This window comes from Mycobacterium europaeum, from assembly GCF_034555895.2.
GTDB lineage: Bacteria > Actinomycetota > Actinomycetes > Mycobacteriales > Mycobacteriaceae > Mycobacterium > Mycobacterium europaeum.
The window spans coordinates 4,251,980-4,268,472 of sequence record NZ_CP157315.1 but is presented as its reverse complement, the minus strand read 5'-3'; the positions used below and the strand labels follow the sequence as shown (position 1 = coordinate 4,268,472).

At 71.1% G+C, this 16,493-nt stretch carries 15 protein-coding genes and 1 pseudogene; 6 read left to right on the top strand and 10 right to left on the bottom strand.

What is annotated here, in order from left to right; all coding sequences use genetic code 11:
* Positions 1-56 precede the first annotated feature (56 nt).
* Positions 57-1,460 (top strand): DUF7159 family protein, encoded by a 1,404-nt coding sequence (locus tag U8D42_RS19685; RefSeq protein ID WP_431523794.1) that lies wholly within the window; start codon positions 57-59, stop codon positions 1,458-1,460.
* 96 nt (positions 1,461-1,556) lie between these two features.
* A complete protein-coding gene (locus U8D42_RS19680) occupies positions 1,557-2,882 on the top strand; it encodes a UDP-glucose dehydrogenase family protein (protein WP_322858523.1) in 1,326 nt (441 codons plus the stop codon).
* Here U8D42_RS19680 and U8D42_RS19675 read toward each other — a convergent pair.
* The 3 genes from U8D42_RS19675 to U8D42_RS19665 are packed head-to-tail and all read right to left on the bottom strand — an operon-like array spanning position 2,879 to position 4,027.
* Positions 2,879-3,187 (bottom strand): hypothetical protein, encoded by a 309-nt coding sequence (locus U8D42_RS19675; protein ID WP_322858524.1) that lies wholly within the window; start codon positions 3,185-3,187, stop codon positions 2,879-2,881. The genes U8D42_RS19680 and U8D42_RS19675 overlap by 4 nt on opposite strands.
* An 8-nt stretch (positions 3,188-3,195) precedes the next feature.
* Positions 3,196-3,540: a hypothetical protein gene (locus U8D42_RS19670; protein WP_322858525.1), complete on the bottom strand. Its 345-nt coding sequence runs from the start codon at positions 3,538-3,540 to the stop codon at positions 3,196-3,198.
* Entirely contained in the window at positions 3,530-4,027 is a 498-nt protein-coding gene (locus U8D42_RS19665) for a hypothetical protein (protein ID WP_322858526.1), read from the bottom strand. Before U8D42_RS19665 ends, U8D42_RS19670 begins: the two co-directional genes overlap by 11 nt.
* A 121-nt stretch (positions 4,028-4,148) precedes the next feature.
* On the opposite strand from U8D42_RS19665, the gene U8D42_RS19660 reads away from it, so the two are divergent.
* The 3 genes from U8D42_RS19660 to rfbA are packed head-to-tail and all read left to right on the top strand — an operon-like array spanning position 4,149 to position 6,213.
* Complete coding sequence (locus U8D42_RS19660) at positions 4,149-4,904, top strand: maleylpyruvate isomerase family mycothiol-dependent enzyme (RefSeq protein ID WP_322858527.1); 756 nt, start codon at positions 4,149-4,151, stop codon at positions 4,902-4,904.
* Between the two features lie 36 nt (positions 4,905-4,940).
* Positions 4,941-5,315, top strand: coding sequence for a nuclear transport factor 2 family protein (locus U8D42_RS19655; protein WP_322858528.1), 375 nt, complete (start codon positions 4,941-4,943; stop codon positions 5,313-5,315).
* Positions 5,316-5,337: 22 nt separating this feature from the next.
* A complete protein-coding gene (rfbA, locus tag U8D42_RS19650; RefSeq protein WP_085240677.1) occupies positions 5,338-6,213 on the top strand; it encodes a glucose-1-phosphate thymidylyltransferase RfbA in 876 nt (291 codons plus the stop codon).
* Here rfbA and U8D42_RS19645 read toward each other — a convergent pair.
* The 7 genes and pseudogenes from U8D42_RS19645 to U8D42_RS19615 form a co-directional block, all read right to left on the bottom strand.
* Positions 6,155-7,432 carry a YibE/F family protein gene (locus U8D42_RS19645; RefSeq protein WP_322858529.1) on the bottom strand — a complete coding sequence of 426 codons (1,278 nt, stop codon included), beginning with the start codon at positions 7,430-7,432 and terminating at the stop codon, positions 6,155-6,157. The genes rfbA and U8D42_RS19645 overlap by 59 nt on opposite strands.
* Before the next feature lie 26 nt (positions 7,433-7,458).
* Positions 7,459-8,748 (bottom strand): pyridoxal phosphate-dependent aminotransferase, encoded by a 1,290-nt coding sequence (locus U8D42_RS19640; protein ID WP_085240675.1) that lies wholly within the window; start codon positions 8,746-8,748, stop codon positions 7,459-7,461.
* Positions 8,749-8,780: 32 nt separating this feature from the next.
* A complete protein-coding gene (locus U8D42_RS19635; RefSeq protein WP_322858530.1) occupies positions 8,781-11,675 on the bottom strand; it encodes a (Fe-S)-binding protein in 2,895 nt (964 codons plus the stop codon).
* Between the two features lie 126 nt (positions 11,676-11,801).
* Positions 11,802-13,526: an Hsp70 family protein gene (locus U8D42_RS19630; protein WP_322858531.1), complete on the bottom strand. Its 1,725-nt coding sequence runs from the start codon at positions 13,524-13,526 to the stop codon at positions 11,802-11,804.
* A 55-nt stretch (positions 13,527-13,581) separates the two neighbouring features.
* Positions 13,582-14,106, bottom strand: a complete 525-nt coding sequence (locus U8D42_RS19625) for a hypothetical protein (protein ID WP_431523885.1) — start codon at positions 14,104-14,106, stop codon at positions 13,582-13,584.
* A gap of 64 nt (positions 14,107-14,170) precedes the next feature.
* On the bottom strand, positions 14,171-15,073 hold the full coding sequence (murQ, locus tag U8D42_RS19620) for an N-acetylmuramic acid 6-phosphate etherase (protein ID WP_431523884.1): 903 nt from the start codon (positions 15,071-15,073) through the stop codon (positions 14,171-14,173).
* 138 nt (positions 15,074-15,211) lie between these two features.
* Positions 15,212-15,901, bottom strand: a pseudogene (locus U8D42_RS19615) (BadF/BadG/BcrA/BcrD ATPase family protein); the annotation flags it as partial.
* A gap of 41 nt (positions 15,902-15,942) precedes the next feature.
* Here U8D42_RS19615 and U8D42_RS19610 point away from each other — a divergent pair.
* Complete coding sequence (locus U8D42_RS19610) at positions 15,943-16,473, top strand: DUF488 domain-containing protein (protein ID WP_322858533.1); 531 nt, start codon at positions 15,943-15,945, stop codon at positions 16,471-16,473.
* Positions 16,474-16,493: the final 20 nt, after the last annotated feature.

Genomic DNA, 16,493 nt, shown 5'->3' with positions numbered 1-16,493 from the left:
GGGTGCGGCGGCCACGTCCTCATCATCAGGGCTAGCAATCGAACCTTGGAGGAGCTTTGGACACCGTACTTGGCGTGTCAATGGCGCCGACGGCAGTCCGGATGGTGCTGGTAGAAGGCCAGAATGGCGAAGGCGCCACCGTCGACGAAGACAATTTCAACGTCCCGCCCGAAGACGACGCCGCAACGCTCACGGCGGCTAACCAGGTAGTCTCGGCCATCCTGGGCACGCGCGAGGGCGCGGCCGAAGGCGGCTACCAACTGGCGTCGACCGGCGTGACTTTCACCGATCCGATCGAGGCCGCCGCCCTGCGGGATGCGCTGGCCGCCCACAAGGTCGAGAACGTGATGTTGGTCTCGGCCTTCCTGGCCGCGGCGGCGCTGGCCCAAGCGGTCGGCAGCCAGACGAACTACGCGCAGACGGCGCTGCTCTACATCGAGCCCGACACCGCGACCCTGGCCGTCGTCAACAGCGCCGACGGGTCGATCGCCGACGTGCGTCGGCAGCCCCTACCCGCCGATGACGAGGCCGCCGTGGCCCAGCTGGCCGCGATGGTGTCGGACGTAGAGGCGCTCGAGACGCGCCCGGACGGGGTGTTCGTCGTCGGCTCCGGCGTCGACATCCCCCTGATCAAGCCCGCGCTGGAGGCCGCGACCACGCTGCCGTTGTCGGCGCCCGAGGAGCCCGAGACGGCGCTGGCCCGGGGCGCGGCCCTGGCCTCGGCTCACGCGCCGCTGTTCTCGTCGTCCACCGCGGCGCTGGCCTACGCGCAAGACCCCGGGACCGGGGCCATCAACCCGTTCGCGGTTGCGCCGGGCTACTTCGACATCCCCGCGGGCGCCGGCGAGGAAGGCCTCGCCTACAGCGCCGTGCCCGACGAGATCGACGACCTGTACACCGGCGCGCACACCGGCGCCACCGCGCTCGTCAACGCGGGCTATCCCGAGCGCAGCTCGTTCCGCGTGGTGGGCAGCATCGTGGCGGGTGTGTTCGTCATCGGTGTGGTGGCCCTCGTCGTCTCCCTGGCGATCGCCATCCGGCCCACGGCCAACGTCCGGCCCAGCCCGAACCAGAACGTGGTCGTCGCGCCCACCCGGCCCGCCCCGGCGGCGCCCGCGCCGGCCGAGGCACCCGCGCCCGCACCGGCGGCTCCGGCCCCCGCCCCACAGGCTCCGGCACCCGCACCCGAGGCCGCGCCGCCCGCGCCGGCCCCGGCTCCCGTGGCTCCCGCCCCGATTCCCGAGGCTCCGGTGCGTGCACCTGCCCCGGCACCGGTCGCCCCGCCGCCCCCGCCACCGCCGCTACAACTTCCCCCGATCATCATCGGCGGGCCGCCGGCACCAAGAGGTCCGTTCGGAGGCGGCGACGACGACCGCGGCGGATTCCCCGGGTTCGGTGGCGGTCACGGTCACGGCGGCTTCGGCCCCCACATCGGCATCCCGGGTATCCCCGGGCTGTAGTACACCTGGCCGTTCGGTGGCATCTGTCATCTTCCGTTTGCCTCCCGCTTAGCGTCGCGACGCAGTCAGCTCATCGCGGCCGCCTACACCGGAGGTATGCGATGCACCGTCTTCGGTACCGGTTACCTGGGTGCGACCCACGCCGTCGGAATGGCGGAGTTGGGACACGAGGTCGTCGGCGTCGACGTCGACGCGGGAAAGGTCGCCAAGCTCTCCGGCGGTGACATTCCCTTCTACGAACCCGGCCTGCGCAAGCTGCTGACGAAGAACCTGGCGGCGGGGCGGCTGCGGTTCACCACCGACTACGACGTGGCGGCCGAGTTCGCCGACGTGCATTTCCTCGGAGTCGGGACGCCGCAGAAGAAGGGCGAGTACGGCGCCGACCTGCGCCATGTGTACGCCGTCGTCGACGCGCTGGTGCCGCGGCTGACGAGATCGTCGGTGCTGGTGGGTAAGTCGACCGTTCCGGTCGGAACCGCCGCCGAGCTCAACCGCCGGGCGGCCGCCCTCGGGCAACGCGGGGTCGACGTCGAGATCGCCTGGAACCCCGAATTCCTGCGCGAGGGCTACGCAGTGCACGACACCCTGCATCCGGACCGCATCGTGCTTGGCGTGCAACAGGATTCGGTGCGCGCCGAAACGGCGGTCCGCGAACTCTACGGCCCGCTGCTCGCCGAGGGGGTGCCGTTCCTGGTGACCGACCTGCAGACCGCGGAGTTGGTCAAGGTTTCCGCGAACGCGTTTCTGGCCACCAAGATTTCGTTCATCAACGCCATTTCCGAGGTCTGCGAGGCCGCCGGAGCCGACGTCAGCATGCTGGCCGACGCGCTGGGCTACGACCCGCGGATCGGTCGCCAATTCCTCAACGCCGGTTTGGGTTTCGGCGGCGGTTGCTTGCCGAAGGACATCCGCGCCTTCATGGCCCGCGCCGGTGAGCTGGGGGCCGACCAGGCGCTGACGTTCCTGCGCGAGGTCGACAGCATCAACATGCGCCGGCGCACCCGGATGGTGGAACTGGCCACCGCCGCCTGCGGCGGCTCGCTGCTGGGCGCCAACATCGCCGTGCTCGGCGCGGCGTTCAAGCCCGAATCCGACGACGTCCGGGATTCGCCCGCGCTCAACGTCGCCGGCCAACTGCAGCTCAACGGCGCCGCGGTCAACGTCTACGACCCGAAGGCGCTGGACAACGCGCAGCGGCTGTTCCCGACGCTGAACTACGCGGTCTCGGTCGAAGAGGCCTGCGAACGCGCGGACGCGGTGCTCGTCCTGACCGAGTGGCGCCAGTTCGTCGACCTCGACCCCGCCGACCTGGCCGACTGCGTGCGGGCCCGGGTGATCGTCGACGGCCGCAACTGCCTCGACGCGGCCCGCTGGACCGAGGCGGGCTGGCGGGTGTTCCGGCTGGGCGCGCCCCGGCCTTAGTCGCTTTCTGCCATTCGCCGGAGCCGCTGAGCCATGTCGCGATCCTCTTCCGCGAATTGGCGGTGCACAGCCGCGTGCTTCCGGTACTCATCCCTGCGACCTTCGTTCCCTTCGGCCGCCGATTCGTAGGCGTCCGCCGTTCGGTCGTGACTGGCTGCGGATTCGTCCACGCTCTGGGCGGCAGACCATTGAGCAGCCTGTGCCGCCTTTCGGGCTGCCCGGGCCTTCTGACCGGCGCGAAATGCCGCTTCGGCGAGCGATTCAGGGTTCCGCTCGGCTTCGGCGAGGCCATCGGTGCCAGACATTGCCGTCGCTACCGTTCGTCGGTGTGACGTTCGGTCTCGGCCATCTCACGCCGGATGCTCGCTTGTTCGCGCTCAGCTTCGGCTCGCGCGCGCTCTTCCTCGTCTTCGGCGCGCTGCAGCCGCTCGCGTTCCCGCTCGAGCGCGGTGCCCTCCCGTTCGTCCGCCTGCGCCTCGCGCTGATTGGCCAGCTGTTCGCGGTTATTAGCGATTCGGTCCCGCTCGTCGGCGATGCGGTCCCGCTCGTCGGCGAACCATTCGCGCCGCGTGAGCTGTGCCTCCCGCTGCGTGAAGGCCTGCTCGCGCCCGTCCCCTTCGTCCGGCTGCTCGTCGACGTCGCTGGGCTCAGTTGGCACGACGCTTTCCCTCGGAACGTTGCGTGATCTGCTGACTTTCGTGCTCGGCCCGTTGCCGCGCGAGTCGGCGTTCGCTGGCGGCCTGCTCCCGTTCGACCTTGGCCTGCTCGCGCAGCGCCGCCTCGTGTTGTCGCTCCACCTGTTCGGCCGCCCGCCGCTCACCCGCCGCGGTGTGATTGGTGGTGGGTTCGCGTTCGTCCGCGATCTGTTCGCGCTCGTCGGCCAGCGCCTCGCGGTCGTCCGCGATCCGTTCGCGCTCGTCCGCCAGTGCCTCCCGGCGGTTGGCGAGGATGGTGCGTGACTCGAGGTAGCGCACCCAGCGCTCCACGCCCTCGGTCAGCCGCTCCCGGCGCGCTGCCACCAGTTCACGCTCATGCGCAAGGTGTTCGCGTTCGTTCGCGATGCCTTCCCGCTCCTCGGCGATCCGTTCGCGCTCCAACGCGACGTTCTCGCGCTCCTGAGCGGTGCGGATGGCGGACATGCCCATGGTCGTCTCCGGTAGTCCGTGGTGGTTCGATTGCACCACATCGCCGCAGCCCGCCAACAGGGGCGAAGTCCCCTGCCCGGGGAGCCCTTGGTCGCACGCGCCGGCGAGTAGCCTGACCGGCGTGGACTATGCCGGTGCATTCCTCGAAGAGAACCGCGCGTTTTCGGAGCTGTTCCGCGATGTCGACCAGTCCAAGCCGGTGCCGACCTGCCCGGGGTGGAGCCTGAACCAACTGCTGCGCCACGTCGGGCGCGGCGACCGCTGGGCGGCGCAGATCGTGCGCGAGCGGCTCGAGGAGTTTCTCGACCCCCGGTCCGTCGAGGGCGGCAAGCCGCCGCCCGATCCGGCCGACGCGATCTCCTGGCTGCGCGGCGGCGCGCAGCGCCTCGTCGATGCCGTCGAGCTGACGGGCGTGCAAACCCCGGTGTGGACGTTTCTCGGGCCCCGGCCGGCGAACTGGTGGATCCGCCGCCGCCTGCACGAGGTGGCCGTGCACCGGGCCGACGCGGCCATCGCACTGGGAGCCGACTACACGCTGGCCGCCGACGTGGCCGCCGACGGGATCACCGAATGGCTCGAGCGGGTCGCGATCCAGGCCGGCGCGGAGGGGGCGCCGCTGCCGCTCGACGGGGACAACACCCTGCACCTGCACGCCACCGACCCCGGGCTCGGCGAAGCCGGGGAATGGACGATTCGCGTCGACCACGGCCGCATCGCGTGGTCGCACGAGCACGGCAAGGGCACCGCGGCGCTGAAGGGCGGGGCGGCCGAGCTGCTGCTGGCCATCCTGCGCCGGATGCCGCTGGCAGACACGGGCATCGCGCTGTTCGGCGACGAGGGGGTGTGGCAGAACTGGCTCGACCGCACCCCGCTCTAGCCCCGCCATCCGGGCGCACACGGTAACTTGCACACCATGACCACTTCGGAGATCGCCACCGTCCTGGCATGGCACGACGCGCTCAACGCCGCCGACTCGGCAACCCTGGTCGCGTTGTCCAGCGACGACATCGAGATCGGCGACGCGCACGGCGCCGCGCAGGGCCACGAGGCGCTGCTCAGGTGGGCCGCCTCGCGCCACGGCACGGCCGAAGTCGGCCGGATGTACGTCCACGACGGTGTCGTGGTCGTCGAGCAGAAGGTGAGTGCCCCGGACAATCCCGGGGCCGTGACCACCGCGGCGTCGGCGTTCCGGGTGGTCCACGACCACGTCACGTCCGTGTTCCGGCACGAGGACCTGGCGTCGGCGCTGGCCGCCACCGAACTCACCGAATCCGACCTCGTCAATTGAGCGTGGAATAGGGGGACCACCCATGCGTGGGATCATCCTGGCCGGGGGCTCGGGCACTCGCCTGCACCCGATCACCGTCGGCATCAGCAAGCAGTTGCTGCCGGTCTACGACAAACCGATGGTCTACTACCCGCTGTCCACCCTGATGATGGCCGGCATCAGGGACATCCTGGTGATCACCACCCCGCACGACGCGGCGGGCTTTCAGCGGCTGCTAGGCGACGGCTCACAATTCGGCATCGACATCAGCTACGTCGCGCAGCAACAGCCCGACGGCCTGGCCCAGGCCTTCGTGCTGGGCGCCGAACACATCGGCAACGACACAGTGGCATTGGTCCTGGGAGACAACATCTTCTACGGGCCCGGGCTGGGCACCAGCCTGAGCCGCTTCCAAACCATCAGCGGGGGAGCGGTTTTCGCCTACTGGGTGGCCAATCCCTCGGCGTACGGCGTCGTCGAGTTCAGCGACGACGGCACGGCGCTGTCGCTGGAGGAGAAACCCAAGACGCCGAAGTCCAATTACGCGGTGCCGGGGTTGTACTTCTACGACAACGACGTGATCGAGATCGCTAAGGGGCTGAAGAAATCAGCGCGCGGCGAGTACGAGATCACCGAGGTGAATCAGATCTACCTCAATCGGGGCCGGCTCTCGGTCGAGGTGATGGTTCGCGGAACGGCCTGGCTGGACACCGGCACGTTCGACTCCCTGCTGGACGCCAGCGACTTCGTGCGCACGCTGGAACGACGGCAGGGCCTGAAGGTCAGCGTCCCCGAGGAGGTCGCCTGGCAGCAGGGCTGGATCACCGACGAGCAGCTGGCCGAGCGCGCGCACACCATGCTCAAGTCCGGCTACGGCGGCTATCTGCTGGATCTGTTGGAGCGGAGCCGGTTTCACTAGGTCGCGCCAGCGCCGCGGCGATCGCCGTCGTCAGCGGCACCGACAGTGCCAGCGCGACGCCGCCCACCGCCGACCGGGCGATCTCGATGGCCACGCTCTCGCTGGTCAGCACGTCGGTCAGGGAGCGGTTGGCGACGCTGAACAGCAGCAACAGGGGTAGCGAACTGCCGGCGTAGGCCAGCACCAGCGTGTACACCGTGCTGGCGATGTGGTCGCGACCGACTCGGATGGCACCGAGGAAGATCGCGCGTCGGGAGCCGCCGAGGTGGGCGAGCTCGAACACCGTCGAGGCCTGGGTCACCGTCACGTCGTTGAGCACACCCAGCGAGCCGATGATGAAACCGGCGAGCAGCAAGCCGCCGATCGAGACGTTGCCGAGGTACGCGCTCACGGTCGCGTTCTGGTCGTCGGACAGGCCGGTCAGGTGCGCCAGTTGTATCGCCGCCCAAGACAATCCGGCGGCCAGCAGCAACGCCGTCAGGGTGCCCAGCAGCGCCGCGCTGGTCCGCAGGCTGACGCCGTGGGCCAGATAGATGACCGCGTAGAGGATGGCCGCCGACGCCACCAGGGCCACCGGAATTGCGGGCGCGCCGTCGCGCAGGGCCGGCAGCAGAAACACCACCAGCACCGCGAACGCCACCACGATGCCGACCAGTGCGAGCAGCCCCCGCCAGCGGGCCACGGCGACGATCACCACCGCGAACGCGATGGCCAGGGCGACCAGCGACCAGCCGCGTTCGAAGTCGTAGAACGCGTAGCTGGTGGCGCCCTGGTCGTCGACCTGGCGGACCAGCCGGACGTGGTCGCCCACCGCGAATTTCGGCTGGCCGGGGCCGGGGGAGGACTCCAGCAACGTGGCGGCGCCGGCGTTGGGGCCGGAGTCGACGGCCACCTGGGTCAGCACGCAGCGGCCCGCGCCGGGCGGCGCCGGTTGCGGCGCGGTGGTGAGCACCTGACCGACCGACGGGCTCCCGCAGTCGCCGATGCCGCTGGACAGCACGTGCCCGGCCTGCGTGCTCACGGCGCCGCCGGCCGCGTTCTGGAAGGGCAGGGGGATGTCGACGTGCTCCCGGCTGGGCCACAGCACGACGGCGCCGGCCAGCACCGCGAGGCCGATCGCCACCAGCAGCCCGACGACGATCCTGGCGGGCAGCGCGTCGACCGGGGCCGGTCCGGACAGGCTGTGGGAGTGGGAGTGCGAGTGCGTCACCCGGTCCACCGTAGAGGCGCCGGCTGCGAGGACGCTTACTGGCGATAGCTGACCAGGAAGTTGCCCAGCCGCTCGATCGCCGCGGCCAGGTCGCGGGCCCACGGCAGCGTGACGATGCGCAGGTGATCCGGTGCCGGCCAATTGAATCCGGTGCCCTGGGTGACCAGGATCTTCTCCTGCAGCAGCAGGTCGAGGACGAGCTGTTCGTCGTCGGTGATGTCGTAGACCTCGGGATCCAGCCGCGGGAACGCGTACAGCGCGCCCTCCGGCTTCACGCAGGACACCCCCGGAATCTCGTTGAGTTTCTGCCACGCCACGTCGCGTTGCTCGAGCAGCCGGCCGCCGGGCAGCACCAGGTCCTCGATGCTCTGGTGCCCGCCGAGGGCCACCTGGATCCCGTGCTGGGCGGGCACGTTGGGGCACAGCCGCATGTTGGCCAGCAGGCTGATGCCCTCGATGAAGCTTTCGGCGTGGTCCTTGGGGCCGGTGATCGCCAGCCAGCCCGCGCGGTACCCCGCGACCCGGTAGGCCTTGGACAGCCCATTGAAGGTGAGGCACAACATGTCCGGCGCCAGCGTGGCCACGTTGATGTGCTGGGCGTCGTCGTAGAGGATCTTGTCGTAGATCTCGTCGGCGAGCAGCAGCAGTTCATGCTTGCGCGCGAGCTCCACCATCTGGGTGAGGATCCCGCGGCTGTAGACGGCGCCGGTCGGGTTGTTGGGGTTGATGATGACCAGCGCCTTGGTGCGCTCGGTGATCTTGGACTCCAGGTCGGCGACGTCCGGCTGCCAGCCCTGGGTCTCGTCGCACAGGTAGTGCACGGGCGTGCCGCCCGCCAGGGACGTCGACGCCGTCCACAGCGGGTAGTCCGGCGACGGGATCAACACCTCGTCGCCGTTGTCGAGCAGGGCCTGCAGCGTCATGGTGATCAGCTCGGAGCAGCCGTTGCCCAGGTAGACGTCGTCGACGTCGAACCGGGGGAAGCCCTCGACCAACTCGTAGCGGGTGACCACCGCCCGCCGGGCGGGCAGGATGCCCTGCGAGTCGGAGTACCCCTGGGCGTAGGGGAGCGCCTGGATCATGTCGCGCATGATCACGTCGGGCGCCTCGAAGCCGAACGGTGCCGGGTTGCCGATGTTGAGCTTGAGGATGCGGTGCCCCTCGGCCTCCAGCCGCGCCGCGTGCTGGTGCACCGGGCCGCGTATCTCGTACAGGACGTCCCGGAGCTTGGACGACTGCGCGAAGACACGCTGCCGGTGGTGGCCGGAAGCATGCAGGGGCAGTTGGTGCGTGGTCACGTCACCAATGGTGCCACTACTGTCCACTGAATTTTGCCGTCAAGCGATCAAATCGCAGGTCAGCGCTTGCCGGGCGGGCGGGCGCCGCGCGCGATACCCAGCCCCTTGACCGGCGGCCCCGACGGGGCGCCGTCGCCGTCGGCCTGCTTTGCCGGCTCCGCTTTCGGCGTGGGCTCGGGCTCCGCCTCGGCCTTGGGTGCCTCGGCTTTGGGTGCCTCGGCTTTGGGTGCCTCTGCTGCCGGCGCGGCCTTCTTGGCGCCGGGGCGCTTCGCCCCGGCGGCGATGCCGAGTCCCTTGACCGGCGCCGCGGGCGCCTTGGCCTCCTCGGCCTCGGCCTCGGGCGCGGCCTGGGCCTTGGGTACCTCGGCTTTCGGTGTTTCGGCCGCCGGCGCGGCCTTCTTGGCGCCGGGACGCTTGGCGCCCGCGGCGATGCCCAGCCCCTTGGCCGGGGCGGCCGGCGCGGCGGCAGACTCCGGGGCCGCTTCCGTCTTGGCCTCGGCCTGGGCGGGCGCGGCCTTCTTGGCGCCGGGACGCTTGGCGCCGCCCGCGATGCCGAGCCCCTTCACGGGGGCCGCGGGCGCGGCCGCCTCGGCCTTGGGGGCGGCCTCCGCCTTCGGGGCTGCCTCGGCGGGTGCCTCCTCGGCCTCCTTGGCCGGTGCCTCGACGGTCGCGGTGGCCTTGGGCGCCTGAGCCGCCTGCTTTTCGGCTTCCTTTGCGGCCGTGCCCTTTTCGGGCAGGGTCGCCTTGTCGTACTCGAGTGACCCGAGCAGTATCTGGGCGACGTCGAGCACCTCGACGCCGGTGCGGCCGGCCTCCTCGGAGCGGTCGTTGACGCCGTCGGTGACCATCACGCGGCAGAACGGGCAGCCGGTGGCGATCGTGGACGCCCCGGTGGCCAGGGCCTCGTCGACGCGTTCGTGGTTGATGCGCTTGCCGATGTGCTCTTCCATCCACATGCGCGCGCCGCCGGCGCCGCAGCAGAAGCTGCGCTCGGCGTGGCGCGGCATCTCGGTGAGCGTCGCCCCGGCGGCCCCGATCAGCTCGCGCGGCGCCTCGTAGACCTTGTTGTGCCGGCCCAGGTAGCACGGGTCGTGGTAGGTGATGTCCTGCGACACCGGCGTCACCGGCACCAGCTTGTTGTCGCGGATCAGCCGGTTGAGCAGCTGAGTGTGGTGCAACACCGAGTAGTTCGCGCCCAGCTGCCGGTACTCGCGGCCCAGCGTGTTGAAGCAGTGCGGGCAGGTGACGACGATCTTGCGGTCGACCGTCTCTACGCCCTCGAAGACGCCGTCCAGGGTCTCGACGGCCTGGGCGGCCAGTTGCTGGAACAGGAACTCGTTACCCGAGCGGCGCGCGGAGTCGCCGTTGCAGGTTTCGCCGGTCCCCAGCACCAGGTACTTCACGCCGGCGATGGCCAGCAGCTCGGCGACGGCCTTGGTGGTCTTCTTGGCCTTGTCGTCGTAGGCGCCCGCGCAGCCAACCCAGAACAGGTACTCGAAGCCGTCGAAGCTGTCGACGTCCTCGCCGTAGACCGGGACGTCGAAGTCCACCTCGTCGATCCAGCTGGTGCGGTCAGCGGCGTTCTGGCCCCACGGGTTGGCCTTGGTCTCCAGGTTCTTGAACAGCACCGACAGTTCGGAGGGGAACTCCGACTCCATCATCACCTGGTAGCGGCGCATGTCGACGATGTGGTCGACATGCTCGATGTCCACCGGGCACTGCTCCACGCAGGCACCGCAGGTCACGCAGGACCACAGCACGTCGGGGTCGATGACGCCGCCCTGTTCGGCGGTGCCGACCAACGGGCGAGTGGCCTGTTCCGGGCCGGACCCCGTGATGCGGCCGAAGCCCGACTCCGGGACGTGGTGCGCCTCGGCGTGCTTCTCGCCGGCCAGCTTCTCGCCGAGCCCGCCCTCCGGGGTGTTCTCGGTGGGCGACTCCTTGTCGCCGAGGATGTAGGGCGCCTTGGCCATCCAGTGGTCGCGCAGGTCCATGATGACGAGCTTGGGCGAGAGCGGTTTGCCGGTGTTCCACGCCGGGCACTGCGACTGGCAGCGCCCGCACTCGGTGCAGGTGGCGAAGTCCAGCATGGCCTTCCAGCTGAAGTCCTCGATCTTGCCGCGGCCGAATTCGGCGTCGTCGGGCGGGTTTTCGAAGTCGATCGGCTGGCCGTCGTGTTCCAGCGGCAGCAGCGGCCCGAGCCCGTTGGGCAGCCGCTTGAAGATGACGTTGATGGGCGCCGTGAAGATGTGCAGGTGCTTGGAGTGCAGCACGATGATCAGGAACGCCAGCATGACCGCGATGTGCAGCAGCAGGGCCGTCGTCTCGATGATCTCGTTGGCGGGCTGGCCCAGCGGCCGCAGGATCGCGCCGAACAGCTGGGAGAGGAAGGCGCCGTTGCCGTAGGGCAACGTGCCGTTGTTGACCGCGGAGCCCCGCACCAGGACGTAGGTCCAGATGACGTTGAAGATCATGAACAGCACCAGCCAGGCGCCGCCGGTGTGCGAACCGTAGAACCGCGACGAGCGGCCGTACTCCTTGGGTTCGGTGCGCAGCCGGATGATGGCGAACGTCGTGATGCCCAGGAAGACGGCGGTGGCGAAGAAGTCCTGCAGGAAGCCCAGCGCGTCCCAGCGCCCGATGATCGGGATGTGGAAGTTGTCCTGGAACAGCAGCCCGTAGGCCTCGATGTAGACCGTCAGCAGGATGAAGAAGCCCCACATGGTGAAGAAGTGCGCCAGGCCGGGAAGCGACCACTTGAGCAGCCGGCGCTGCCCGAAGACCTCGGAGACCTCCGCCCAGATTCGCTTGCCGGGCTCGTCGGTGTGCCCCGGGGCGGGCTTGCCGGACGTGACCAGCTTGAACAGCCACAGGACGCGGCGGCCAGCGAGTGCGGCCACGACCAGCGTCATGCCCATGCCCACGACCAGTCTGATGAGCATCTGCGTCGTCACCGAAGGTCTCCCCAATGCATTGTTGATTCAGCCTGCGTTTTGTTTGCCTGCTTAGCCCTGCTCATAGTTACATCTCCGCAGCTTCCGCCGCGAGAAAGGCTGCCCTAACTTCGGAGGTTATCCGCGTCAGGGCCGGGGCTGCGGCACGAAGGGCAGCAGCGGCCGCAACCGGGTCGTGGTGGGCGGCGCGGCCGAGGTGGTCGCCTGCGATGTCGTCGTGGGCGCGGCGGTCGTGGTCGTCGTCGGCGGGGCCGTCGTGGTGGTCGTCGTTGTCGGCGGAGCCGTCGTCGTGGTCGTGGTGGTGGTCGGCGGCTCGGTCGTCGTCGTTGCGGGCGGTGGCTCGGACGACGACGACGGTGGGGGCGGTGGCGGTGGGAGGACCGTCACGGTGGTGCTGTTGTCCGGCCCGGTGATGGTCACGGTTTGCGACGTTTGCGGGGGGGCCGGTGTGGGGCTGACCGAAGCGGGCTTGGACTTGCCGAGGGTGAGAGCCAACACGATGGCCACCAGCACCGCCGCGACGGCGCCGGCGACGCTGAGGACCAGCGCCGTGCGCTTGTACCAGGGCAGCCCGGCCTCCTGGGCGGGGCGGCGGTCGTCGGGGCCGGCGTCGAAATCCTTTGCCTCGTCCGTGTACTCGCCGGTGGCGTCGCGCCCGGTGTAGGGCACCGGCTCGTCGGCGCCGTCGGTGTCCTGGGACCAGGCCAAGGCGCCGTCCACGTCCGTGGCGCGGGCTGCCCACGCGGCCTGGGTCATGTCGATTCCGGCAGTGCCGACCATCTCGGTCGGCGTTTCGACGACGGCGCCCGCCGCCGTCGCGGCACCGGCCCCCGCGGCCGCGGCACCGGCCGACGCCTGCTGCTCGCCGAGTGTCGCTGCGCCGACGGCGGCGCTAGCCGCGGGCTGCGGTGCGGAATGTACGGGCACCCGAAAACGATCCGAGAGCCGCGCGGCGACCAGCGGGATGCCGGCGCCGCCGCCAGCGCTTGCCACCGCGGCCAGCCTGCTCGTCGGAATTCCGTTGCGCCGCAACGTCTCCTCAAGGGCTCCCAGGAATCGGTCCAGGGGTTCGGAGATCAATCGCTCCAGCTCGGCGCGCGACAGCTGCACCCCGGCGACGGAGGCCGTCGCGGCGGTCGACAGCTGCTCCTTGGCGCGCCGGCATTCCGCGAGCAGGCGGGTCTGCGCGCCGATCCGCATGGTGCCGCCCAGGTCGGCCATCGTGTCATCGGAGGCTTGCAGGCGGCCCAGGACCAGCCGGTCGACCGCGTCGCCGGAGAAATCCGCGTACCGCACCGACGGGCCGATGCGGGCGAAGTTGGATCCGGCGTCCATCAGGGTGACGCTGGTGCCGCTCGCGCCGAAATCGCACAACGCGACCACGCCCGCACGCGGGAATCCCGCGCTGCCACGCAGCGCCGCGAGCGCGGCGGTGGCGTCGGACACCAGCACCGGCGACACGCCGCCGCGGGCCAGGTCCGGCTGGGCGAAGAATTCGTCACGCAGCGCGCTGAACTGGGCGTCGGACCAGTACGCGGGCACGGCGATGGTGATCGGTGCGCCGTAGCCGACGGTGCGGGCCATGGCCTCGATCGCCTCGACCGTGAGCACCTCGCCGAGGTACTTCGTCCCGTCGGGCGCCACCAAAGGGGCCCGGTCGCCGACCCGCTCGACGAACCCGCGCAGCACCATCCCGTCCCCGGTCAGGTTCGGGTTTTCTTCCGGCAGGCCAACTTCGGTCGGCCGGTTCTCGAAGAGGGTCAACACCGCACTGCGAACCACCGGGGCGCTGCCCGCGCGGGCCGCCACCAGGTTGGCCGCACCGATCGACAGTCCGAGCGACTCGCTCATGCCCCACACCCCATTTCCGATCGCCCGGTGGTCCTCACCATAGCGGCCGACGGGGTCAGCGCAGGCCGGGCGGGACCGTGATCACCGTGGGCACCCCGGGAATCGTGATCACCGAAGGTAGCTCCGGCAGGTGATGCCGGTGCGTTGGCGCCTGTTGCGTCGGCTGGCGGGTGGGCTGCTGTGTCGGCTGCTGCGCCGGCGCCTCGACCGCGCTGCTGGTGGTCGGTGTCGTGGTGGTGGTGGTCGTCGTCGTGGTGGTGGTGGTCGTCGAACTCGTGCTGCTGGTGCTCGGGGTGGGGCTGGTGCCCTGCCCGCCCTTCAGCAGCTCGGTGATGCCGTAGGCGATCAGCCCGAGCAGGATCACGACGAACACCAGCCAGGCGATCAGCAGCGGAGGCTTGCGATACCACGGGGTGGGTTCGCTGTCCAGGTCATCGAAGGCGTCGGGCTGCCCGGGCGCGTCGGGCGAGTACAGCGGGACTTCGCCGGACGTGGGCGGGTCGGCCATGCCGTAGTCGGCATGATGCGTCGCCTGCTCGTGGAAATCGTCGGGTGGGCCTTTGCGTTCCACGGCACCGATGGTACTGACACCGCCTGGCAGGCTCCTGAGCCTGCCGTCAGAACGCGCCTCGGGCGTCGACGCCTCAGTTCCCACCGAGGGCGTCCCGCACGCGTCCCCGCGCCCGGTCGAGGCGGACGGCGGCCTCGTCCGCGTGGACGCCAGCGAGCAGCGCGACGATCGCCGTCTTGGCGTGACCTCCCGCGGCGGCGAGCGCGGCGGTCGCGCTTTCCTCGTCGACGCCGGCCGCGTCGCGGACCATCCGCACCGCGCGGCGGCGCAGCTTCGCGTTGGTCGGCCGCACGTCAACCATCCGCGGTCCGTAGGCCTTGCCGAGCGCGATCATCACGCTCGTCGAGAGCGCGTTGAGCGTGACCTTCTGAGCCGTTCCCGCGGTCAGCCGCGTCGAGCCGGCCAACACCTCGGGCCCGGTCAGCAGTTCGATCAGCACGTCGGCCGATGCCTCGCTGCCGGGGTTGTTGACGATCGCGACCGTCAGCGCGCCCGCCGCGCGCGCATGCTCGAGCGCACCGAGCACATAAGGCGTGCGCCCCGACGCGCTGATCCCGACGAGCGCGTCGGCGGCGGTCAGGTCGGCGAGATCGGCGGGGTCGAACGCGTCTTCGGCGCCCTCGACCGCCTCGGTCAGCGCCGCCGGCCCGCCGGCGATCACACCGCGCACGAGGTCGGTGCCGAACGTGGGCACACACTCGGCCGCGTCGAGCACGCCGAGCCGCCCGGGCGTTCCGGCACCGGCGTAGATCAGCCGGCCGCCGTGCTCGAGCCGCGCGGCGATCGCCTCGGCCGCCGCGGCGATCCGCGGGACGGCAGCCGCCACCGCATGGTGCGCGTCGCCCTCGGCGGCGACCAGCAGCGCGACGACCTCCCCGATGGACCGCGCGTCGAGGTCGTGCAGGCCTGGCCGCACGGCTTCGGTGGCCAGCGCGTCGAGCCCTTGCCCGGCAAAGGTTTTCGGCGCCGCCCGCACGCGGATCACGTGCGGCTCGTGGATCGCCCCCAGCCGCAGCGCCCCGTCGAGCGCGTCGCCGGCGGCGGGGACGAGGTCGAGCCGCTCACGCAGCGCTGTGAACCCGGCCAGCCCGCCGACCATTGCGACCGGGCCGTCCCCGGCCGCGCGAGCCGTGGCGGCGAGCGCCTCAGCCGCCGCGCCGACGATCGCCAGCGCGGCGGCGTCGCCCCGCGCGGCGAGGACGTCGGGTGCGAAGGACGCGAGCGCGGCGGCATCCGTCAGCCGCGCGGGCCACGTCTCCGGCGCGCCGAAGCGGGCGCGGGCGGCGTCGAGCAGCGTGGTGGCCGGGCCGCGGCCGTCGTGCGCGCGCAGCGCCGCGCGCAACCCGGCGGCGCCGATCCACCCGCCGCCACCCTCGTCGCCCAGCCACGGGCCCCAGCCGTCGGCAGTCCGCAGCGCGCCGTGCGCGTCGAGGGCGAGCGCCACCACGCCGGTGCCCGCGATCAGCACGACGCCCGGCTCCCCGGCCAGCGCACCGGCATGCGCGATCACGGCGTCGCTGGTCACCGCGACGCGCTCGGCGCGCAGCGAGGCCAGCAGCGCATCGCCCAGCGCACGCGCCGCATCGGGCGCCGCCAGCGCCCCGGCGGCGCCCACGATCACCTCGTCGACCGCGCCCAGCTCGCGCGCCAATTCGTTGGCCAAGGGCAGGATCGCCGCCTCGGCGGCGCGCACACCGCCGGGCGCCGCGAGCCCCGGCGCGCCCGGCCCCTCCGCCCTGCGGCCGCATGCCGACGCCCGGCACGACGTCTTACCCAAGTCGACGGCGAGGATCACCGCACCCATCCTTGATCGGCCCGGGCAGGGTGTCGAGCGAAACTGGTCTAGTGGGGCGGGCGTTGCTGACCGTGGGGCACGGGACAGCCGGCCGTGAGCGGCTGGCGGAGTTGCTTGCCGGCGCCGGGATTGCGCTGGTGGTGGATGTGCGGCGATATCCGGCCAGTCGGACGAATCCGGACGTGCGCCGGGAGGCCCTGGAATGCTGGCTGCCCGAACGCGGCATCGAATACCGGTGGGAGCCCCGCCTGGGTGGGCGGCGTCATGTCGCGGCCGGAGAACAGGAGCCGGACAGCTGGTGGGAGGTGGCCGCATTCCGGGCGTACGCGGCGTACACCCGGACGCCGGAGTTCGTCACCGCGCTGGACGAGGTCCTGGCCGACGCCGCCCGGCGCACCACCGCGGTGATGTGCAGCGAGAGTGTCTGGTGGCGCTGCCACCGGCGGCTGATCGCCGACGTAGCGGAGCTCGGCCGCGCAGTGCCGGTGCGGCACCTCATGCCGGACGGCCGCCTCACCCCCCACCGCCCCGCCGAAGGTGCTCGCCGCCGCCCGGACGGCCACCTGGTGTGGGACGGCTGATCCGGCGGTCGCCAGGCCGG